This is a genomic window from Riemerella anatipestifer (genome assembly GCF_009670965.2).
Classification (GTDB): Bacteria; Bacteroidota; Bacteroidia; order Flavobacteriales; family Weeksellaceae; genus Riemerella; species Riemerella anatipestifer_B.
The window spans coordinates 1813054-1835786 of the sequence record NZ_CP073239.1 but is presented as its reverse complement, the minus strand read 5'-3'; the positions used below and the strand labels follow the sequence as shown (position 1 = coordinate 1835786).

The 22733-nt window shown below is 33.7% G+C and carries 19 protein-coding genes; 12 read left to right on the top strand and 7 right to left on the bottom strand.

The features are described 5' to 3' along the window. The 4 genes from D1J36_RS08485 (at position 1) to D1J36_RS08470 (ending at position 6480) form a co-directional block, all read left to right on the top strand. Positions 1 to 2580, top strand: coding sequence for a DUF7017 domain-containing protein (locus D1J36_RS08485; RefSeq protein ID WP_154136746.1), 2580 nt, complete (start codon positions 1 to 3; stop codon positions 2578 to 2580). A gap of 14 nt (positions 2581 to 2594) precedes the next feature. Further along, positions 2595 to 2900 (top strand): hypothetical protein, encoded by a 306-nt coding sequence (locus tag D1J36_RS08480; protein ID WP_154136745.1) that lies wholly within the window; start codon positions 2595 to 2597, stop codon positions 2898 to 2900. Between the two features lie 146 nt (positions 2901 to 3046). Then, on the top strand, positions 3047 to 3568 hold the full coding sequence (locus D1J36_RS08475; RefSeq protein WP_154136744.1) for a hypothetical protein: 522 nt from the start codon (positions 3047 to 3049) through the stop codon (positions 3566 to 3568). A gap of 113 nt (positions 3569 to 3681) precedes the next feature. Next, positions 3682 to 6480, top strand: coding sequence for an aminopeptidase (locus tag D1J36_RS08470; RefSeq protein ID WP_252339386.1), 2799 nt, complete (start codon positions 3682 to 3684; stop codon positions 6478 to 6480). A 17-nt stretch (positions 6481 to 6497) separates the two neighbouring features. Here the strand turns inward: D1J36_RS08470 and D1J36_RS08465 are convergent, their stop codons facing one another. Next, positions 6498 to 6926: a copper resistance protein NlpE gene (locus tag D1J36_RS08465; protein ID WP_154136743.1), complete on the bottom strand. Its 429-nt coding sequence runs from the start codon at positions 6924 to 6926 to the stop codon at positions 6498 to 6500. A 102-nt stretch (positions 6927 to 7028) separates the two neighbouring features. On the opposite strand from D1J36_RS08465, the gene D1J36_RS08460 reads away from it, so the two are divergent. Together D1J36_RS08460 and map are read left to right on the top strand one after the other, a co-directional pair. After that, positions 7029 to 7460 (top strand): BT0820 family HAD-type phosphatase, encoded by a 432-nt coding sequence (locus D1J36_RS08460; protein WP_004918783.1) that lies wholly within the window; start codon positions 7029 to 7031, stop codon positions 7458 to 7460. A gap of 24 nt (positions 7461 to 7484) precedes the next feature. Continuing rightward, positions 7485 to 8294, top strand: coding sequence for a type I methionyl aminopeptidase (gene map / locus D1J36_RS08455; protein ID WP_154136742.1), 810 nt, complete (start codon positions 7485 to 7487; stop codon positions 8292 to 8294). Between the two features lie 63 nt (positions 8295 to 8357). Here map and pheA read toward each other — a convergent pair whose 3' ends face one another. From pheA to hemN, 3 genes are all read right to left on the bottom strand, one after another. Next, entirely contained in the window at positions 8358 to 9203 is an 846-nt protein-coding gene (gene pheA / locus D1J36_RS08450; RefSeq protein WP_154136741.1) for a prephenate dehydratase, read from the bottom strand. Between the two features lie 74 nt (positions 9204 to 9277). After that, entirely contained in the window at positions 9278 to 12151 is a 2874-nt protein-coding gene (secD, locus tag D1J36_RS08445; protein ID WP_154136740.1) for a protein translocase subunit SecD, read from the bottom strand. 118 nt (positions 12152 to 12269) lie between these two features. After that, positions 12270 to 13625 (bottom strand): oxygen-independent coproporphyrinogen III oxidase, encoded by a 1356-nt coding sequence (hemN, locus tag D1J36_RS08440; RefSeq protein WP_154136739.1) that lies wholly within the window; start codon positions 13623 to 13625, stop codon positions 12270 to 12272. A 169-nt stretch (positions 13626 to 13794) separates the two neighbouring features. Here hemN and D1J36_RS08435 point away from each other — a divergent pair, with 169 nt between their 5' ends. Genes D1J36_RS08435 through D1J36_RS08425 form a run of 3 tightly spaced genes read left to right on the top strand, consistent with a single transcriptional unit; the run spans position 13795 to position 17079 of the window. Continuing rightward, positions 13795 to 15246 (top strand): sodium:solute symporter, encoded by a 1452-nt coding sequence (locus D1J36_RS08435; RefSeq protein WP_154136738.1) that lies wholly within the window; start codon positions 13795 to 13797, stop codon positions 15244 to 15246. 18 nt (positions 15247 to 15264) lie between these two features. Further along, entirely contained in the window at positions 15265 to 16116 is an 852-nt protein-coding gene (locus tag D1J36_RS08430) for a transketolase (protein ID WP_154136737.1), read from the top strand. 18 nt (positions 16117 to 16134) lie between these two features. Continuing rightward, entirely contained in the window at positions 16135 to 17079 is a 945-nt protein-coding gene (locus D1J36_RS08425; protein WP_153929244.1) for a transketolase family protein, read from the top strand. Between the two features lie 45 nt (positions 17080 to 17124). Here the strand turns inward: D1J36_RS08425 and D1J36_RS08420 are convergent, their stop codons facing one another. Continuing rightward, positions 17125 to 17619 carry a GNAT family N-acetyltransferase gene (locus D1J36_RS08420; RefSeq protein WP_154136736.1) on the bottom strand — a complete coding sequence of 165 codons (495 nt, stop codon included), beginning with the start codon at positions 17617 to 17619 and terminating at the stop codon, positions 17125 to 17127. Positions 17620 to 17734: 115 nt separating this feature from the next. Here D1J36_RS08420 and D1J36_RS08415 point away from each other — a divergent pair, with 115 nt between their 5' ends. After that, positions 17735 to 18700, top strand: coding sequence for an NAD-dependent epimerase/dehydratase family protein (locus tag D1J36_RS08415; RefSeq protein ID WP_154137292.1), 966 nt, complete (start codon positions 17735 to 17737; stop codon positions 18698 to 18700). 57 nt (positions 18701 to 18757) lie between these two features. Here D1J36_RS08415 and D1J36_RS08410 read toward each other — a convergent pair whose 3' ends face one another. Continuing rightward, the gene (locus D1J36_RS08410) at positions 18758 to 19921 is read right to left on the bottom strand and encodes a sensor histidine kinase (RefSeq protein ID WP_154136735.1); all 1164 of its coding nucleotides are present in this window, start codon (positions 19919 to 19921) and stop codon (positions 18758 to 18760) included. A gap of 17 nt (positions 19922 to 19938) precedes the next feature. Beyond that, entirely contained in the window at positions 19939 to 21339 is a 1401-nt protein-coding gene (gene dacB / locus D1J36_RS08405) for a D-alanyl-D-alanine carboxypeptidase/D-alanyl-D-alanine endopeptidase (RefSeq protein ID WP_154136734.1), read from the bottom strand. Between the two features lie 146 nt (positions 21340 to 21485). On the opposite strand from dacB, the gene D1J36_RS08400 reads away from it, so the two are divergent. Together D1J36_RS08400 and D1J36_RS08395 are read left to right on the top strand one after the other, a co-directional pair. Next, complete coding sequence (locus tag D1J36_RS08400; protein WP_154136733.1) at positions 21486 to 21977, top strand: lipocalin family protein; 492 nt, start codon at positions 21486 to 21488, stop codon at positions 21975 to 21977. Between the two features lie 8 nt (positions 21978 to 21985). Next, on the top strand, positions 21986 to 22678 hold the full coding sequence (locus tag D1J36_RS08395; protein ID WP_154136732.1) for an OmpA family protein: 693 nt from the start codon (positions 21986 to 21988) through the stop codon (positions 22676 to 22678). Positions 22679 to 22733: the final 55 nt, after the last annotated feature.

Below are 22733 nucleotides of genomic sequence, written 5' to 3'. Positions count from 1 at the left end.
ATGGACTCTAAAACCGTTTTTGAATTACGAAATGAAGCAAAGTATTTATCAGGAGTAGAAAAACTGAATAAATTAAACAATGCTTTAAACATTTCACGACAATTATACTTAGAAGATGGTTCAGATGAATGGATAAAAAAAGCATTTGCTTGGATTCTCATAGATTTGTGTAAATACTACATAGCCGATAGAAAATTAAATCAAGCAGAAGTTTGTTTTAAAGAGCTAAACACAATAGATTTTCAAGGTCACGAAGATGATATAATTGAAAATCAAAAAAACTTTCTTCGTCCAAGAATTGACACTAATTATTCGGAAGTTCAAAAAGCAGAAGAATTAAGTAAAAACGGAAAACATCAAGAAGCATTAGCAATTTTCAAGAACCTAATTTCTCAAAACAGGCTTACAGAATTACATCACGAACCTTATGGTTGGATAATTTACCGATACATAAAAGCGAAAGAAAGTAATCTTACGTCTGTTGAAGTGCGAATGTTTTTGAGAGATTATATGAAGTTAAAGAATGAAAGGCCATCAATGCTTCATTCTATGATTTTAAATTTTGCTTTAAACTATTCAAAAAAGCACAATGACTTTAAGTTTTACAACTTTTTTCTTTTGTGGAATCCTGACAATCTTCGTTACGAAGATTTGAACGGTGGATATAAAGATGGAAAAGATATTCCTTCACTTATTTCACGTATTTGCAGAGAGTTTGTAAACTCAAATACCGAGATAAACATTGAAGAGTTATTATGTAAAATAAATCTTAACAAAGAAGTTGTTATAGACTTTTTCAGAGAAACTATTTTTTGGAACATTCTAAATGCTCACAAGGAAAATAAATTTTCTGAGTTGTGGAATCTGTTTGAGCAATACAATAATAATTATTCCAATCTCGGACAATCAAAATGGCATTCCGAAGTTTTAAATCTTGCTGAGAGGTTTATGCAAGAAAATGACGAGTGGCGTTTTCTCAACTTTTTCAAAAATTGGAATCCAGAAAATCTAAGAATTGACGATTGGAAAGAAACAAGAAAAGAAGAATACACATATAAACCATTAGCAATAAAAGCACTTAAAAAATCTTTTGAAATCCTGAAAACTCAAACAATTGAACAAGATTTATCTTGGCTAATCAAACCGTATAAAACTGCAATCAAATTGTTTCCATATGATACATGGTTGTTGAGAGAAAAAGCATTGCTTCATTTTAAAAATAACGAATTTGATTTAGCAATCAAAATATACAAACAACTTGTTTTGGAACTGGCGAACAAACATTATATTTGGCAGGAGTTTTCAGACTGTATCAGTTCCGATAATTCTTTAAAAATTGGGATGCTATCAAAAGCATTGAGTTTAGAAAAAAACGAAGATTTTTTAGGCGACATTCATTTAGATTTAGCAAAAGTGTTAATTGACGAAAATCTTTTAGAAAATGCATTTGTAGAACTTGAAGCATACAAGAAACATAGAGAAATAAAAGGTTGGAAATTATCATCACTTTTTGACGAATTATACAAAAAAGCAAGTTCAATTAAACAAAGTTTAAAAGACAATCGGGAACTATACAAAAAATATATTCCTTTTGCCGAAAACTTCGCTTATGCTGATTTTAATTGGACAGAGCTTGTTTTGGTTGATAAATGGAAAGACGACAAAGGAAAAGACCGTTTAACTTTTACAGATGGAAAAACGATAGAGTTTACAATTAGTAAAAATCGTTTTGCAGCCTTGAAACAATCTGAATTAGGACAAATTTTAAAGTTCAAACTTCACAAGCAAGAAATTAAAAAGGAAGTTGAAACAAAATTTACATGGTTTGAAAAAACAATTGTTATAGAACACAAGTATATTCCACTTATTACAGAAAGATCTGAAAGGAAACATTGGGAAATTTTAGAAGACACTTTTGCTATTGTTGATTATATAAACAAAGAGAAAAACATTATTTACGCAATTACAACGGAAAACAAAGAAGTCTTTTTTCCTCAAATTAAACCTGAACTACAAATTGGAGATTTTGTAACAGCCAAGAGTTATATCAAAAAAGTAAAAGATGAAAACAGAACAGAACTGCGACAAATCCAGAAAATTGACAAAGGTTCTGTCATTTCAAAATTCCAAACTCAAATTGCAATCATTGACGGAGTGAACGAGCAAAAGCAATTATTTCATTTTGTCATTTCATCCAAGTTGCAAGGAATAGTCAAATTCACAGAAACAAGCCTAAGACCAAACGAAGGCGATTTTTTTAAACTTTCATTTGTTATAAAAATAGAAAAAGATAAAAAAATGAGAGTAAAAGCACTAAACATAGAATCAACAAACGAAATAAACACAAGTTTACAAAAAGACATCACAGGTCTTTTAGAAGTAAAATACAAGGATTATAATTATGAAGAAGATATTCCTGATTTTGCTTTCATTGGAGACTATTATGTTCCGAAATATCTTTTGGAAAAGAACAATATTTCTCACGATTGCAGGGTAAAAGCAAGAGTTATTTATGGAGAGGATAAAATGAAACGCCCAAGATGGAAAGTAATAAAAGTTGAGAAATGTACGACCGAATAAAATACTTAAAGTAAATGACGGAAAAACAAAAATTAATAGAAGCTTTTAAATCTTTGGACTTTGAAGCATTACAAAATCTTTTAGATGATAATAGGTCATATATGGATGTATCCAAAAATCTATTTTTGTCTACATTAAAACAAAAAATAGATGAATACGAAGATTTAAAATCATACGAAAATGTTGTAGAAGGAATTTGCAACCATTGTAATAAAGGATGCAAAGCATATAAATTTAAAGCTGAAAATTTACCGTCATTACCCTTATATTTTGAAGAAAAAGACGGAAAAGTTACTGACAATATTTATGTAATGATTTAAAGGAAGATAAACCTGATGAACACGATTGGGATATTCATTTTAGTTTTTACGAAGAAGAAAAATTAGCCTTTAAGCCATCAATAGAATACTTAATAACCCTCCAAAGAGTTGAAAAAGCTGTTGATGAATTTAATAATCTTGAAAAAATGGGCTTAGTACCTATTGAAGAAGTGATTTACTGGTATGATAAATATAAACTTTTAGCAAGAGAATTAGAATTAGACAATCCATTTGTTGCAATAAAATATAAAGCATACAAACATATAAATTCTCTTTATAGCGAAGTTTCCAATCTGATTCACAATTTTAAGAAAAATAATTTGGCAAAAAATGCTTTAGATATATACCATAAAATAAACCCAGAAAACGAAAAAAGTATTGTAAAATGGTTGTTAGAAAATGACAATAATTATTTCTTTGATTTAAAAAAGACTGACAATTGGGAAAAAACAGGTTTTCTAATTTTAGAAACTAATCCAAATTTACTTGTTGATTGTAGCGGATATTTAGACGGATTTTTTCTGAGTGAAATTTACTCTAATCACTTGAACGAAATTATGGAAAAATATCAACCAACAAGTGAGCATTTTGAACAAAATGGAGGAAGTGTTGAATGTTCTTTGAAAAGCTATTTGAAACTTCACAATAAATACTTAGATTTACTTTAAGAATTCCAATACTTTTGGTAACACATAAAGCCAAACAAAAATGCAAAAGAGTCACCAAGCCAATTTTTCTTTTTATATCATCTAAAAATGTATCTTTGGCAACATTTTAAGTTGTGAAAAAAGCATTACCATCTATTCTAATATTTTTATTTTCTATTCTAAGTTGTGCTGTAAAAGCTCAGCAAGATAGTATTTGGGCTAAAGTTTCATTTCCCAAAACGAAAGAAAATAGAGTTATTATCAATCAAAAAATAGTTCGTTATCAAAACGAAAAATCGGATAACTTTCAGCTTCTAAACTGGATAGCAGCTTATCAACCCAAAAACACCACCCTTGCTAAAAGAATGCTAGAGGCTCGAAAAACTGACCTTTATTTCTCCAAACCAAAAGACAGAGGTTATCTAAAAAGTTTAAGTATCAACGGTGAAAAATACACCAATCTTGACCAAGAAATTATTTCTGTACCATTAGAACATGCTAAAAGTAAAGATAATAAAATAGAATTGAATCTAACCTACGAACTACAACTTCCACACTCCAAATACACAGGTATAGGCTGGAATTCAGAAAAAGAAAAAGCCTTACTAAAGTATTTCTTTCTAGTTTCTAATACCAGCAATGAGCCAAGATATTTCCAAAATTTAGACGAAAAACAATATATAGGTGTTTTTTGGGACGTACAATTAGATAACCCTCTACTTAAAGCAAGTAGCAATCTACAAGAAGTTCAGCCAAACCACTTTACAGGAACTCTAAATACAGACCCTGAATTTGTAGTTTCATTAAAAAATAATGAGGAAAAATTCACAATAGTCCACAAAAATACTTTGGTAGAGTTCACCTATCCTATAAGTCAAGAAGAAAAGCAGTCGCTCTATTTTTATGTGCCGCTCCAACTCAATTTCATAGAAGAAAGTCTAGGTAAATTGCCTAAAAAAATACTCATAAGTGAAAGAACTAAAAACGAAAATAACTTCACAGGAATTGATGATTTTAAGTTCGGGAAGTTTAAGCTTAAAATGTTCAGCGACGCTCAAAAAACTGATCTTAATTATTTCTCCATCATTTCAAAAAAGTGTGTAGAACATCTTTTACAAACGGATAATCTTAATGCCCATTGGATTGAAAACGGGCTAAAAACATACCTAGAAATAAGGTATTTAAAGACTATTTATAACGATGAAAAACTCTTAGGGCAATTACCTGATAAACTCACTCTTTTTAAAATAAGCCCTCTAAAATGGAGTAATGCTTCTAAACTCAAGCTTACAGAACGGTATGGGATTACTTATCAATACATTACCAGCCAAAATATTGATCAGCCTATAGACACACCGCTCCAGCTAATGAGCAACTTTAACACCACGGCAGTAAGCCAGATGGAAGTAGGAAGTTTATTTAACTTTATTGCTGAAAAAATGGGCGTAAATCAGTTTAATAACTTTCTTAAAAGATATTTATCTGAACATAACGGAACGGTTATCAATAAAGAAGATTTCTTAAATCAACTCATTATTGAATCCAAATATTCTGCAAATTTTGCAGCTAATTTCATCAGGAAAAAAAATAGATTAGATTTCAAAATTAAAAAGGTTGAAAAACAGGAAAATGGACTACTCGTTCATATTCACAAAAATACTGAGGAAAAAGTGCCGTTCCAGTTAAAGGTTACAAACTCTGATAACCAAGATAGTCTATATTGGTACGATTCTTCAAACAAAAAGAAAGAAATTTATCACATTCCACAAACCGATGTAGAAAAAATCGTAATAAACGATGACTATCTTCTCCCCGAATATAATGTCAGGAATAACTACCTCTATACTAAAGGAATATTCTATAATATGAAGAAACCAAGGCTAAAATTTTATACCGATATTCCAGACCCAGAATATGAGGAAATTTATATTTCACCTTGGTTAAATTATAATTTTTACGATAAAGTACTTATAGGAGCTCGCATAAGTAACAGTAATCTTTTAGACAAGCCTTTCCTTTATTCTGTAATGCCTTACTATAGTACAGGAACTAATAAACTTACTGGCTCAGCAGGAGTATCCTATAATATTTTACCACCTAACAGTTTTTTTCAAAATTGGAGAATAGGAGCAAATGCCACCTATTTTCACTATAATAAAGACTTGGCTTTTAGAAGGCTAACAATTTTTTCTAATATCACTTTGCCTAAAGATGCTAGAAGCCAAATAGAGCAAAGATTTGGGGCTTCATTTCAGCATCTTACAAGAGATTTAAGCCCATTGATGCAAGAAATGAACGATTATGATAAGTATAGCCTATTCAATATAAATTATACCTATTCTGATAGAAAAGCTATACATGAAAAACTATTTTCAACCAATTTCCAAGCAGGTGGAGATTTTAGCAAAATTTCAGCAGAAGCTTTTTACAGATGGGAATATCAACAAAATAAAAAACTTAGTTTAAGATTTTTTGGAGGCTATTTTTTACAGAATCAAACAAGAAACTCTTACTTTGATTTTGGAATTTCTTACTTATCTAACTATGCATTTACCTATAGTATTATCAGACAAACTAACAGCAACTACCTTGCACCTAGACAATTTATAATGGCAGAGGGAGCGTTTAAGTCTGCCATAAATGATACTGCAAACCAGTGGATAAATAGCGTTAATATAGACTTGCATTCGTTCCGTTTCTTTAGCGTATACGCAGATGTAGGATTGTATAAAAACAAAAACCAATCTCCACGCTTTATATGGGATACAGGTGCAAGTCTAAAAGTTATCCCTGATTTATTTGAAATCTACTTTCCTATCCAATCCTCTTTAGGGTTTGAGCCTTCTTTTAAAGACTACTCTAAAAGGATTAGATTTATGTTTAACTTCAATCTAAACGCAGTAGTAAACCAACTTAGGAGAGGTTGGTTTTAAATGAAACTGTATTAAATTTACTTTTTTATAAGTTGATAATCTTCTTTAATATCCTTAGAACCAACTTCTGGAACTAAGAAAAGACCTTTATCAGAAACATAGAATACTTGTTGTTCCTCAGCATCTTCTCCGTCGGTAAGTGTAATAAATTTTTTGGTAACATCCCATGTAAAAGTTCCGTTGTTTTCTAACTTTTCCTTATCCATATAATCTGAAGTCATATGGTAAGACCAGTCTTTTTGGTTTAAAGTCAGAGTAACCTTAATCCCGTCACAATCAGCACAAGGAAATACTCCTTCATAAGTTTCAGTAGCCTCATTCTTATCCGTAACGCTTTCTTGAACTACCTCTGATGAAGTATGATTTACAGAGTTTTTTTCATTTTCTTTTTTATTACAAGATGCCAATGCTCCTAAAACCAAAACAGCAATACCAAAATTTTTCATTTTACTTCTAATTTTATTTGTGTCCAAAAATAGACTAAAATATTCAAAAAATCTACATTTATAACTATATTTGTAGCTCATTAAGATTTTAATACCTAAGTTATGCTTAACAATAAAAAATTAGCTATAGATTTTGATGGCACTATTGTAGAAGACGCTTACCCAGGAATAGGTAAGCCTAAAGTTTTTGCATTTGAAACTCTAAAAAAACTCCAAATGGAAGGCTATAGACTAATACTATGGACTTACCGTAGCGGAAAAGCTCTAGACGAAGCCGTAGAATTCTGCAGAAAACATGGACTAGAATTTTATGCTATCAACTCAAGTTTTGAAGGAGAAGTTTTTGATAGTGCGACACAAAGTAGAAAGCTTGATGCAGATTTATTTATTGATGATAGAAACCTTGGTGGTTTTCCAGGTTGGGGCGAAGTCTATAATATCATTAAAGATAAAATAGAATTCAGAGTAGAAGGTAAAGAAGTTTTGGCATATTCTAAACTGAAAAAAGAAAAGAAAAAAGGGCTTTTTTGGTAAAAAGTTCATAAAAAACAATCATTTATGATACAACTTAAGACGATTGAGGAGCTAAGATTGATAAAGGAGAGTGCCCAACTGGTTTCTAAAACTTTGGGTATGCTAGCAAAGGAAATAAAACCAGGTGTTACCACCAATCATTTGGATACTCTAGCCGCGGAATACATAAAAGACCACGGTGGAGAACCTGCTTTTCTAGGAATGTATGGCTTTCCTAAAAATCTTTGTATTTCGCCAAATTCAGAAGTGGTACACGGTATTCCTAATGATACTCCTCTTAAAGAGGGCGATATACTTTCTGTAGATTGTGGTGTCTATATGAATGGCTTTTATGGCGACCACGCTTACTCTTTTGAAGTAGGAGAAGTAGCTCCAGAAACCAAAGAATTACTAAAAGTAACCAAAGAATCTTTATACAAAGGGATAGAACAATGCGTAAGAGGAAAACGCGTTGGTGATATTTCTCACGCTATACAAAGCCACTGCGAAGCTCATGGCTATGGCGTGGTAAAAGAACTTGTAGGGCATGGTTTAGGCAGAAAAATGCACGAAGACCCACAAGTACCTAACTACGGTAGAAAAGGAAGTGGAAAGGTACTAAAAGACGGTATTGCTCTAGCCATAGAACCTATGATTAACATGGGAACTCACGAGGTGGTTTTCCATAGTGATGGCTGGACGGTAACTACTAAAGATAACCTTCCTTCAGCACACTTTGAGCATAATGTATGTATCATCGGTGGAAGACCTGTTTTACTCTCTACCTTTAAATATATCTACGAAGCACTAGGCATTAGTAGTACAGAAGAAGAACCTTTTAATATAGATTTTTAAATAAATTTTAAAGCGGTTTGATTTTTTGTCAAACCGTTTTTTATTTTTGTTATCAATTTTTTCCTAGCCTTCTAAAAGATACTCGTTATAATCGCCTAGAAATTTAACCTTAACTCCTATAGACTCTAATTCTTCCAATGCATTTTGATAAAGGATATTTCCCCAATCTCCTACAACATTGATGAAAAAAAAATAATTACCAAGTCCTGTTTTTAGAGTTCGGCTTTCTATTTTAGATAAATTCATCTTACGCCACGCAAATACCGATAGAATTTGATGCAACCCTCCAGCATAGTCTGTTGGTAAAGTAACCAATAGACTTGATTTTTGAGCTAAAGACTGACAAGGTAGTTCTAACTTATTTCCTCCTTTCTTTGAAACCACCACAAAACGAGTGTGGTTTTGTTCAAAATCCTGTATGTTAGAATGTAAAATTTTAAGGTTATAAAGTTTCGCTGCATAAGTATTGGCAACCGCCGCCCAAGGTTTATCTGGATTTTCTGAAACTAGTTTTGCCGCCGCTGCCGTAGAAGTATAATCTGTGGTCAAAACTTCTTTGAAATGATTCCTTCTAAAATGAAAAGTTTGGGCTAATGCCTGTGGGTGAGAAATAATATTCTCTACCAAAGTATTATTGGGATGCACCATTAAATGATGAGAAATAGGCATCACTACCTCTGTATTGATAGTAATATCTTTAAAATCATATAAATAATCCAGAGTTACTGAAACGGTGCCCTCTATGGAGTTTTCTAAAGGCACTACAATTTTATCTACCTTACCCTCGTCTAAAGCTATAAAACAGTCTAATATACTGGTTTGAGGTAATAGCTCCTCATTCAAAAAAATCTGAGAAGCTGCCAACTGTGTAAAAGAAGCCTGTGGCCCTAAAAATGCTATTTTATTCATTTCAAAAAAATCAAACAAAAAAAGCCTCCTTTCTTTCAGTATAAAAAGGAGGCTTTGTATTTTAATAATAATTTTTATTTCAATTCATCCTTTTTCTTTCCTTTCAAGAAATCGTAAGCAATTGCGGAAGCAATAAATATAGACGAATAAGTACCAAAACCTATACCTAATAATAAGGCAAACATAAATCCTCTTAAACTTTCACCTCCGAATATAAATATCGCCAAAATTACCATCAATACCGTAAATGAAGTATTAAAAGTTCTACCTAAAGTACTGCTAATAGAATCATTAAACAAACCAGATAATGTAGCTGATTTCTTTTCTCTAAGATACTCACGGATACGGTCAAATACAATTACGGTATCATTGATAGAGTACCCCAATACCGTAAGGATAGCTGCTATAAAGTCCTGATTAATCTCCATATTGAAAGGAGAAATTTTATAGAATAAAGAGTAAGCTCCTAAAATGATAATAGCGTCATGGAACAATGCTAACACAGCACCTAAAGAGAACTGCCATCTTCTAAAACGGAACAAGATATAGACAAATATTCCTAATAAAGAGGCTAGCACTGCAAAAGTACCACCTATCTTAATATCATCTGCTACAGATGGTCCTACTTTAGTAGATGAAACTATACCTAAATTATCTCCCTCCGCACTCTTAAATTTATCTAATGTATAACCAGCTGGATAATTAGACTTCAATCCTTCAAATAATTTAGCTTCAATCTCTTGGTCTGCCGCTAATGATTCATCATCAATCTTATAGTCAGTTGTGATTTTTAACTGATTAGAAGTACCAAATGTCTTTACATCTACTGAGTTATTCTTTCCGTCCTTAGTTTGGAACAATTCTGATAGACTAGCTTCCGCTTGAGCAGCATCTACAGTTTTATCAAACTTAACCACATAGTTTCTTCCTCCTTCAAAATCTACCCCTAGCTTAAAGCCGTTTACCGCTATAGAAACTATACATATTGCAGTAAGAATTCCTGAAAAAGCATAAGCAAACTTTCTCTTCTCTATGAAGGCTACCCATACATTTCTAAATACATTTTTCGTAGCTGATGTCCATACAGAAAGACCTTTACCTTTATTAAGTCTACTAAATATCATTACTCTAGAAAGTAGCACTGAAGTAAAGAATGTCATAATAAGACCTATGATAAGTGTCACTGCAAAACCTTGGATAGGTCCTGTACCAAATATATAAAGTACCACCGCAGTAAGCAATGTAGTGATATGTCCGTCTACAATTGCTGAAAGTGCATGTTTGAAACCATCATGATAAGCCTCTCTAATATTTTTACCTGCAAAAAGCTCTTCTTTAGTTCTTTCATAGATAATTACATTGGTATCTACTGCCATCGCCATCGTTAAAACAATACCCGCAATACCTGGTAAAGTAAGCGTAGCATCCATAGAGTCCATAATACCAAAGATATAGAACAAGTTGATAATCATAGCAATTACAGCATAAACACCTGCACCTCCGTAGTAGAATATAATATAAACTACAATGAAGATAAATGCTATAATAAATGACCACATACCAGCATCAATAGAAGCCTGACCTAAAGATGGTCCTACAACATCTGCCTGTACAATTTTAGCACTTGCTGGTAATTTACCTGTGTTCAAAACATTTACTAAATCTTGAGCTTCATCTTGAGTAAAGTTACCCGAAATTTGTGTACGCCCATTAGGGATAGCATTTACTACATTAGGTGCTGTATATACTCTATTGTCTAGAGTAACCGCCACTGGTTTACCCACATTTTTTTCGGTTAGAATCTTCCAGTCTTTAGTTCCCTCGCTATCCATCTGCATATCTACCACTACTCTACCTATTTGGTCGTAGCTGATATTTGCCTTATCTACTGCACCATCTACAGGAGCTTTACCTGAAATATTAGAACGAATAGCATACAGTACCAAGTGGTCAGGATCTGTAGATTCAGGCTTATAAGCCCATAAAAACTTAGTATATTTAATGTTACTTGGTCTTGCGTTTAAAGCTACTGAGCTATTAAGAATTTTGTTAATCGTAGCTGTGTCGCTTAATTTAATATTACCAACTCCATTACTTCTAAGCGTATTTAGATTAAGCAACGCTGGGAAATTAGTTGTTTTAGCAACACCCATAGAGTCTCCCTTAGCTAATACTAATTTTGAAAGTTGCTCAAAGTAAGGTGCTACTTCTGGCACTTGCTGAACTTCCCAAAACTGAAGTTTAGCAGAAGTCTGAAGCATTTTCTTTACTCTATCAATATCTTTAATACCTGGCATCTCCACCAATATTCTACCTGTACCTGGTACTCTCTGAACATTAGGCTGAGTAACCCCCATTTTGTCTATACGAGTTCTAATAACTTCGTAAGCAGAACCTACCGCAGCATCTATTTTCTTTCTGATGATAGATTTAACCTCGTCATCAGTAGTATTAAATTTGATTTCACTACTTAATTTTTGAGTTCCAAATATTTCTGGACTCGCCAACTTTAAGTTTGCTCCTTTGCTCTTGTTTACATTATCAAACTGAACAAAGAAGTCCTCTATATAAGATTTAGTAGAATTTTTCTGAGCTACATCTGTTTTATCTAGTGCTTCTATAAGTATTGGATTAGATGAATAGTTAGTTAAATCCATCACCAAGTCTCTTTGGTTAATTTCTAAAAGCACATTGATACCACCTTTTAAGTCTAGACCTAACTTCATTTCACGCTCTTTAGCAGCAGTGTAGTAAAGTTTAGTAAACCCTAAATTAAGCGTATCTTTAGACAGACGATCTATCTCTTTTTGATACTTTACCTGATTGTCTCCTGCTATAGCTCTAGCTTCTTTCTCTACCTTGCTCGCATAAAAAGTAGGGAGCATTTCGTTAAGACAAATAAGCCCTAGAACAATCGCAACAACTGTAATAAGTCCTTTTCCTTGCATTTTCAGTAATTTACAACATTAAAAATTATAGTCGGCAAATATAATGTTTTTCAGTATAATTATAAACTTTATTTGCCATTGTTTTCATTTTAAACAAATGAGAAATATCAATACTCTTCTAAACAGTCATAGAAAAAATTCTAGTTTCTGGAGCTTTTCTTAACATTCTCAAATCAAAAGTCATCGCTACATTTCGTGTGAATGCCTTACCAGCTTCTGTAATTCTGATTTTATTTTCTGATATTTCCACAAGACCATCTGCCTCCATCTCTTTAAGTTTCTCTATGGTAGTTTCTAGCTCTGGAAAAGCCGTTGCATCCGTCCAAGAAGTCTCTAGCTGACACATAATATTGAGTATATGACGACGGATTTTCAAATCTTCATCGGTTAGGATATGCCCTCTAAACACTGGGATTTCTCCTTTCTCTACTCGTTGCTGATAGGCTTCTACCGTCTTTTCATTTTGAGCAAAAGCATACCAAGAGTCAGAAATAGCACTCATACCCAAACCTACCATAAGTTGAGTTTTCCCTGAAGTATAACCCATAAAATTCCTATGAATTTTCTTGTTAAGCATCGATTGATAAAGGTCATCGTGCTCTAGTGAGAAATGGTCCATTCCTATCTCTTTGTAGCCTAACTCTTCCAAAAGCTGTTTTCCATTCTCGTAGAGTTTTCTTTTTTCTTCGCCTGATGGAAGGTCATTCTCATCAAAACCTCTCTGCCCTACTCCTTTAATCCAAGGCACATGAGCGTAAGAATAAAATGCTAGTCTATCGGGTTTCAAAGTCATTGTTTTTCTTATGGTATATTCCATTTTTTCCCAAGTATGGAACGGAAGCCCAAAAACTAAATCGTGAGAAACACTTTCGTAGCCTATTTCTCTAGCCCACTGGGTTACTTTTTCTACATTCTCAAAAGGCTGAACTCTATTGATGGCTTTTTGTACTTTTTCATCATAATCTTGCACCCCAAAACTCACCCTTCTAAATCCTAAATCGTAAAGCACTTGCAAATGCTCTCTAGTGGTATTGTTAGGGTGTCCTTCAAAAGAAAATTCGGGCTTTTCTGCTATTGTTCCACCTGAAAGAATTTCCTCTATCAATATTTTCAAGTTTTCAGGCGAGAAAAAAGTAGGCGTGCCTCCACCTAAATGTAGTTCCTTAATTTTAGGTTTTTCATCAAAAAGAGCCAAGTACAGTTGCCACTCTTTAATCACCGACTGCAAATAAGGTGTTTCTACAGAATGTTGCTTTGTAATCCTTTTATGACAGGCACAAAAGGTACATAATTGCTCACAAAATGGCAAATGTATGTAGATAGAAATTCCTTCGTCTTTAGACTCCTTAAATGATTTTATTACCGTGTGTTCCCAAGATTGATGAGAAAAACTCTCTTCTTCCCAGTAAGGTACTGTGGGATATGAAGTATATCTAGGACCTGGTATATTATATTTATCTATTAGTGAATTCATTTTGCAAAAATAGTGTTTTTTAAACTCATTATAAAATTCTAAACACAAGTATTCACCATTAACAAATAGGAGAATCAAAGTCGTATTTTTAAGAATTTTTTAGAAAGTCTATTTTTTTACCCCACAAGAAAAAGTTATCTTTGCGATGTTTATAGAAAATGATTTTCGTATGTCGCCAATTCTCTTACTAGGAATTATTATTGCCTATTTTGGCATTCTGCTATGGGTAGCTTATAGAACGGGTAAAGGAAGTAATAATGATAGTTTTTTTATAGGCAATAGGAGTAGTAATTGGGTTTTGGTAGCATTCGGTATGATAGGGACTTCTCTCTCTGGAGTTACCTTTGTAAGTGTACCTGGACAGGTGGGAAAAGACAGCTTCCACTACCTACAAGTTACCATAGGATACCTCATAGGATACATTGTAATTGCGTATGTCTTATTACCTCTTTATTACAGACTAAAACTGACCTCCATCTACGGATACCTTCAGCAGAGAATGGGAGCTTTATCTTATAAATCAGGAGCTTCTATTTTTATTGTATCTCGTTTAGTAGGTGCTACGGCTAGGCTTTATTTAGTGGTAAATATTTTACAAATGACTATCTTGGATAGCCTTGGCGTTCCTTTTATTGTAACTACGCTCATTATTTTGGTAATGATTATCCTCTACACCTACGAAGGCGGCGTAAAAACCATCGTATGGACGGACACTCTGCAAACCACAGGAATGCTTTTAGGACTGATTGTCTGTACTTTCTATATGCTTAATCATTTAGGACTGAATATCGCAGATAGCTTTACCGCAATGAGTGAACAAGGTTATACTAAAGTATTTGACACCAATGTTAATGATAAAGGGTTCTTCATTAAACAAATCTTAGCAGGAGCCTTCATTACCATTACAATGACAGGAATTGACCAAGAAATGATGCAAAAATCTATCTCGGTAACCAACCTAAAAGACAGTCAGAAAAATATGGTAACTCTAGGGTTTATCTTGCTAGGTGTTATTTCATTATTCCTTTACATGGGTGGGCTATTACATCTTTATGGCATACAAGAGAATATTTCTAGCACTGGAGACCAGCTATTTCCAGATGTGGCTCTTAATCATATGCCGCCATTTATTTCTATTATTTTCATTATTGCTCTTATTTCCGCCCTATTTCCTAGTGCTGATGGAGCTATGACAGCACTGACTTCATCTCTTTGTATTGATATATTTGGACTGAAAGAAAAAAATATCTCCGCTTCCGAAAAAGAAAAATTTAGAAAGAGAGTACACCTTTGGGTGGCAGTATCATTTTTAATAATGGTACTCATTTTTAAATGGATTAACGATAATTCTATGATAGGGCTTATCCTTAAATTAGCAGGATTTACCTATGGACCTCTACTTGGGCTTTTCGCTTTTGGGATTTTCACTAAAAGAACGGTTAAAGATAAGCTAGTGCCTTACATCTGTATCGCCGCTCCTATCTTATCATTTTTAATAGATAAATATCAAAGTCTTGTTTTTGGAGATTTCCAAATCGGGTTAGAATTACTTATCATCAACGGATTGCTTACCTTTGTAGGACTTTGGTTTATCAGTAGTAAAAAACAATCATTTCAATAAAATTAAACCTATATTATAATGGCAAAATCAGTAGAAGAATTAAAACATCTCACCACACAAATCAGAAGAGATATTTTGAGAATGGTACACGCAGTAAACTCTGGACACCCAGGTGGCTCTTTGGGTTGTGTAGAATACTTTACAGCTCTTTACGGAAAGGTAATGAACTACTCGCTACCATTTAAAATGGAGGGCAAAAACGAAGATTTATTCTTCCTTTCTAATGGGCATATTTCTCCTGTGTATTACAGTACACTTGCTAGATTCAACTTCTTTCCAGTAGAAGAATTGGCTACTTTCAGAAAACTAGACACTAGATTACAAGGACACCCTACCACACACGAAGGTTTACCTGGAGTGAGAATTGCTTCTGGTTCTCTAGGGCAAGGGCTTTCTGTAGCTGTAGGTGCAGCTCTAGGTAAAAAGCTAAATGGTGATAAAGGTATTGTATTCTCTCTACACGGCGATGGAGAATTACAAGAAGGGCAAATTTGGGAAGCTCTTATGTACGCTAGCCATAATAAAGTAGATAACCTAATTGCAACCATAGACTACAACAACCGACAAATAGACGGTGATGTATCTGATGTACTTTCTTTAGGGAATTTAAAAGCTAAATTAGAAGCCTTTGATTGGCAAGTATTGGAAGTTAAAGAAGGTAACAACCTAGAAGCTGTAATTGCGACACTAGAAGAAGCTAAAGCACAAACAGGAAAAGGAAAACCTATCGCTATCATTATGCATACTGAAATGGGTAACGGAGTAGATTTTATGATGGGAACTCACGCTTGGCACGGTAAGGCTCCTAATGACGAGCAACTAGAAAAAGCCCTTGCTCAACTTTCTACAGATAATTTAGCTGATTATTAAACCTCAAAAAAAGAAATAATGAAATATACTTATACCGAAAAAAAAGATACAAGAAGTGGCTTTGGTGCTGGACTAGCAGAACTTGCTGACAAAAACCCAAATGTAGTAGCACTTTGTGCCGACCTTATCGGCTCTCTAAAAATGGAGAAGTTTATAGAGAAAGCTCCAGAAAGATTTTTCCAAGTAGGCATCGCTGAAGCAAATATGATAGGCATCGCTGCAGGGCTTAGCATCAATGGTAAAATACCGTTTACAGGTACTTTTGCTAACTTTTCTACTTCTAGAGTTTACGACCAAATTCGTCAATCTGTGGCTTACTCTGGTAAAAATGTTAAGATATGTGCATCTCACGCAGGGCTTACCTTAGGAGAAGACGGTGCAACCCACCAAGTGTTAGAAGATATTGGTATGATGAAAATGTTGCCAGGTATGGTAGTTATCAACCCGTGCGACTATAACCAAACTAAAGCGGCTACCATTGCCATTGCAGACTATAACGGTCCTGTCTATTTAAGATTCGGAAGACCTGCTGTACCTGTGTTTATGCCAGAAGATATGCCTTTTGAAATCGGTAAAGGGATTTTGTTGCAAGAAGGTAAAGATGTAACCATTGTAGCAACAGGACATTTGGTTTGGGAGTCTCTAGTAGCTGCAGAAGAACTAGAGAAAGAAGGTATCTCTTGCGAAGTTATCAATATCCACACGATTAAACCTTTGGACGAGGAAATCATTTTAAAATCTGTAAAGAAAACAGGAAAGATTGTAACGGCAGAAGAACATAACTACCTTGGAGGACTTGGCGAGTCTGTAGCAGGACTACTTGCAAGAAAGCACCCTACAAGACAAGAATTTGTTGCCGTAAACGATACCTTCGGTGAGTCTGCCACACCAGCCGAGCTGATGAAAAAATACGGAATAGATGCAGAAGCTGTGAAAAAAGCAGTGAAAAAACTAATGCAATAGATAAATATTATTTAGTCTTTGCTCTAATAAAAAATAGCCATAGAATTAAATTTCTATGGCTATTTTCATAATATAATCGTCCATCACAAAGCCCTCGCCTACTTCCAGCACCACTTCCTGCTCTACCTCAAACCCTTGACTTTTATAGAAATTAAACGACGGATTTTTCTTATTAACATTTAATATGATAGCCTTATCCTTATGGCTTTTCACTTCTCTTTTTAAAAAGTCTATTGACTCCTTTCCTAACCCTTTTCCTTTAGCCTCCGCTAAAAGATAAAGTCTGTGTAATTTGGTGGTTTGAGGTTCATAGCCTATTTCAAACCCCATAAATCCTACCTCTACACCATCATTCAACATCAAATAATAATGATATTGAGGGTTATCAAAATGTTGGTTTAACTCTTCATCGGAGTACATCATACCCAACATATAATCTATCTGCTCTTGCGAGATAATTCCTATATAATGGCTATTCCACGACTGCTTTGCAAGACTTTGTATCAATGGTATATCTTCCCTTTGGGCTTTTCTAATCATTTTATCACTTTAATTTGGATACAAATCTAATCATTAAATTAAAATTTCTAACCAAAAACATTTCCAAAAAATAGGCGTATTTAGTACCTTTGTAAAAATGAAATCGGAACAAACTATGGAAAGTAAAAATGAAAAAATACTCATCACAGGAGCTTTAGGGCAAATCGGTACCGAACTTACAGCAAAGTTAGTAGAAATTTACGGTAAAGAGAATGTTATTGCTTCTGGAATTGATAAATGGAGAGAAGGCATTACTACTGCTGGACACTACGAAAGAATAGATGTAACGAACTTTAAACTATTGGAAGATTTTATTAAAGAAAATAAAATTACTACGGTTTATCACTTAGCATCTCTCTTATCTGGAACTTCAGAGAAACAACCACTTTTTGCTTGGAAGCTCAATCTAGAACCACTACTTCACCTCTGCGAATTAGCAAAAGAAGGCTATTTAAAAAAGATATTTTGGCCAAGCTCCATTGCCGTATTTGGTAAAGGCATTCCAAAGCACAATGTTGGGCAAGATGTGGTACTTAACCCTACCACTGTGTATGGTATTTCTAAAATGGCTGGAGAGAAATGGTGTGAATATTACCACGATAAATATGGTGTAGATGTGCGTAGTATAAGATACCCGGGTCTTATTTCTTGGAAAGCTCCTGCAGGTGGAGGTACTACCGATTATGCCGTGGAAATATTCTACGAAGCAGTAGAAAAAGGCGAGTACCAATGTTTTATTTCGGAAAATACGGCTATGCCTATGCTCTATATGGACGATGCTATAAACGCTACCATAAAACTAATGCAAGAACCTGCAGAGAACATCAGTGTTTGGGGTTCTTATAATCTAGGAGGTATGTCTTTTACACCCGCAGAACTTGCAAATGAAATTAAAAAGATAATGCCTGATTTCAAAATCTCTTATCAACCCGATTTCAGACAAAGCATCGCCGATTCTTGGCCTGCTTCTATAGACGATAGCAAAGCCAAAGAAGATTGGGGACTTTCCTATGAGTTTGACATCAAAATGATGACCGAAGAAATGATAAAAAACCTGAAAATTAAGCTAGGAAAAAGCTAACTACTAAGAATCTAAATACAAAATAGTCCTAATAACGAAAATTAGGGCTATTTTGTATCAGATAAACATTTCTATCCTAAAAACACTTCCTTTACCAATCTCTGTATGGGCAACTTTTATATCGCCTTTATGGTAATCTTTAATCACTCTTTTAGATAGAGATAATCCTAATCCCCAACCTCTCTTCTTAGTAGAATATCCTGGGTTAAAAACATTTCTTACTTGTTTTGCAGACATACCACAACCTGTATCTTGTATATCTATAATGATTTTTTTATTTTTTTGATACAATTTCAATTCTAATTTACCGTCACCTTTCATCGCATCTACCGCATTTTTAATAAGATTTTCTATGACCCAACTCATCAGAATACGATTGTGAGGTATCAGCACTTCCTTAGATGGTAAAACTATATTAAATTCCACTTTCTTAGAAATACGAGTTTTAAGATAATCATAGTTTTGCTGTAGAGTTTCATTGAGGTTAAAATCGTTAAGCTCTGGGACTGAACCTACCTTAGAAAAACGCTCTGATATTGTGGTAAGCCTATGTATATCCTTTTCTATCTCCTGTACTCCAACGCTGTTTTCATGCTCCATTCTTAGAATTTCTATCCAACCTATCATAGAGGAAAGCGGCGTTCCTATTTGATGTGCCGTCTCCTTAGCCAATCCTGCCCAAAGATAGCCTTCGTCTGTTTTTTTTACGATTTTAAAAAACCAATAGGCAAACAACAGATACAATAAAATGAAAAAACCAAGCAATGCAGGATAGTATCTAAGGTTATTCATCAAATCCGAATTATCAAAATAAAGATACTGTATATTACCTTCCGAAATTTGCAACTCAAAAGGTGGATATCCTTCTTTCATTTCCTCTAGGCGAATCTTCAGAGCCTTTGGATTATCTTTAATTTTATCAGGAATATTCTTAACAAATTCTTTAATTGGTTCTCCTTGGTGATTAGTTACAATAATTGGGATATTATCATTAGTGGTAATAATTTCCTGAACCAGTTCCAACATTCTTACATCTCCCTGATTTTCATCTTGTAAAAACCTCATAGCTTTGGCAAAAACCGCCATATTAGCCGTTTCTTTCTGCCTTAAATCTCTCACAATAACCACAGAGTAAATGATAAGAGCAAATACAACCGTACTAAACAGCAGAAAAACCACTAAAAAATTGACTTTAGAGAATATGTTTCTGTTTTTTTTCATTAGGGATAACAATACAATTATTTAAGGTTATTAAGAATTGAAAACAATTCATTATTGATACCATCTCCATCATAATTATTCACGATAATAGAAAAGACATACTTTTTACCATTTTTAGAAGTATGATAACCTGTATAACCTTTGGCATCTTTTATTGTACCGCTTTTCATTTTCATATCATTATAAATAGGCAATGCATTATAAAACTCATTAAACCAAGGTTGCTTTTGAGCCCAAAGTAAAGCCTGAACTTCTGCCCTAGCCGAAGCATAGTTCTGAGGCGACAATCCACTACCGTCTGTAAAATTAATCATCGCAGTATGAATGCCTTTAGATTTCCAAAAGTTTTTCAGCACCGAAACACCACTGGAAAAACTAGAATCATTATTTTGTTCTTTTCCTAGAGTTTTAATGAAGGTTTCTCCGTAAAGATTAACACTTTTTCTCAAAAACCAATAGACTATTTTACTCAACTCAGGAGATTCATATTCAAAAAAAGGCTTGCCTGTAACAGACGGAACAGATTTTCCATCTAAAAGTAATTGTCTACCCGTTATGACTTCTCCCGAAAACTCTATCCCTTTAGATTTAATGCAATTAACCATTTCTGCACCCAACTGAACTGGCGGATTAGGCGTTGCTCCCGAAATTTTAGTCGTTTTTTGAGCAGGAAGTGTTCCGTTGATACTCGCCACAGAACTGTATGGAGCGGTATAAATTAAACTTTTATCTCCCGAATTTGAAACCGCTGAAGTTAACTCATTAAACCATTTCACCTGTACCAAAGGATAAGAAAAAGACTTAATTTTTGTAGGTTTACCAATAGAAGCTCCTCCCTCAATATCTATATCAAACTGATTTTCTCTCCAATTAACGCCCCAAACGCCAGCACCATAATAATTGCCTATATCGTTCCAAGCCCAACCTCCTGGCGTGGTTTGAAAATCAAAATAAGTATCATCTATAATTAAATTACCTTCTACCTTCTTGATACCTTGATTTTTTAAAGCTGTGTAAAACTTTTCTAGAAAATCTTCGGGTTTATAACCTTCGTACCTCCAACTTCCAAGAGTAGGGTCTCCATTGGAGATAATATAAATATTTCCCTTTAAAATATTCCTTTCTAAAACGCCATCATAAACGGCTTTAGTCTTATATTTATAATCTTTCCCTAAAAGCTCCAAAGCCGTAGCAGCAGTAAATATCTTCTGTGTACTAGCGGTAGAAAGCCCTTTATTTCCTTGATATTCATAGATGAAATTTCCATTTTCATCTGCTACATAAAAAGACATATTAGCAGCGTACATTTTAGGAGAATTTAAAAATGCTTTAGTTGCTTTATCTAGCTTATCCTTAATGCTTTGAGCTACCCCTAAAGAGTAAAAAAATGTTAATATAAAAATCAAAAATTTAGCCATCTTCATAATTTAATGTTTTTCAAAGATAATCATTTTAAAAATTACTTTACTTTCCCCAAAGTTCAACCTACAAAACCATTTTTTTAATATTCAAAAGCTAATTGGCACAATTTTTACTACTCAACACAGTATAAAATAATATAATAATGAAAAAACTACTTTTTACTGGACTTATAGGAGCTTTATCTTTATCTGCATGCTCCACAGTACAGAAAGGTCAACAAGCTCAAAATCAGCGTTCAGACTTTATGAAACTTAAAGGAACTTGGGAAGTTGTAAGTGTTAATTACGATAAAAACTATAAAATTAAACCCTTTGATGAAGGTGTAGATGCTAAATGTTTCTTGGGAAGTACTTGGTCTTTAGTACCTAATAATTGGACTGGCAGCTATACTCTTAGTGGAAATAATGGTTGCCCAGCAATATCTCAGCCTATCAAATTTGAAGTGGTAAATGGAAATCAGTTTCAGTTTAAAAAAATACACTCTGGAGAAAAAGCTAAACAAAATGTTTCTGGGTATGTATTAGAATTTCAAAACCAAACAGATAACTCATTTACATTAGTTCAGAATGTTCCATTCGAAGGTAACTATATAAAAGTGTATTATGAATTTCAAAAAGTAAATCAATCTAAATAAACTATAAAATGAAAATATTTAATAAAACCAATGTAGCAGCATTATTTTTATCGGGAAGTTTGTTACTTACAAGTTGTGAATCTGTTCAAAATGCTAATAATCAACAAAAAGGAACGGCTATAGGTGCTGCTGCAGGAGCAGTTATAGGTGGTATACTAGGTAATAATATAGGTAATGGCAGAAATGCTCCTGCTGGTGCTGTTTTAGGCGGTATCATTGGAGGTGTTGCTGGTAATGTTATTGGTAGCAAAATGGACAAACAAGCCAAAGAAATTAAAGAGGCTTTACCTGGTGCGGAAGTAGAAAGAGTAAATGAAGGTATTAAAATTACCCTTAATGAAAATACAGTTAATTTTGGGTTTGATTCTGCTAACCTTACTTCTGTAGCTAAAAACAATTTGGATAAATTAGCCCAAGTGCTTAAGAATAATCCTGATACCAACATCAATGTTTACGGACACACAGATAGCAGAGGTGCTGATGATTATAACTTAAGACTTTCTGAAAGAAGAGCCAATGCAGTAGTAAGCTATCTTTCTTCTCTTGGTATAGCATCTAGTAGAATGATTGCTAAAGGAGTAGGAGAAGCAGAACCTATTGCTAGTAATGATACAGACGAAGGAAGAGCAAAAAATAGACGAGTAGAGTTCGCTATCACTGCTAACGAAAATATGATAAAAGAGGCTCAAAAAGGGAACTAATCCAAGTTCTATATAAAATCAAAACCGCATTTAATTGCGGTTTTTTATTTTATGG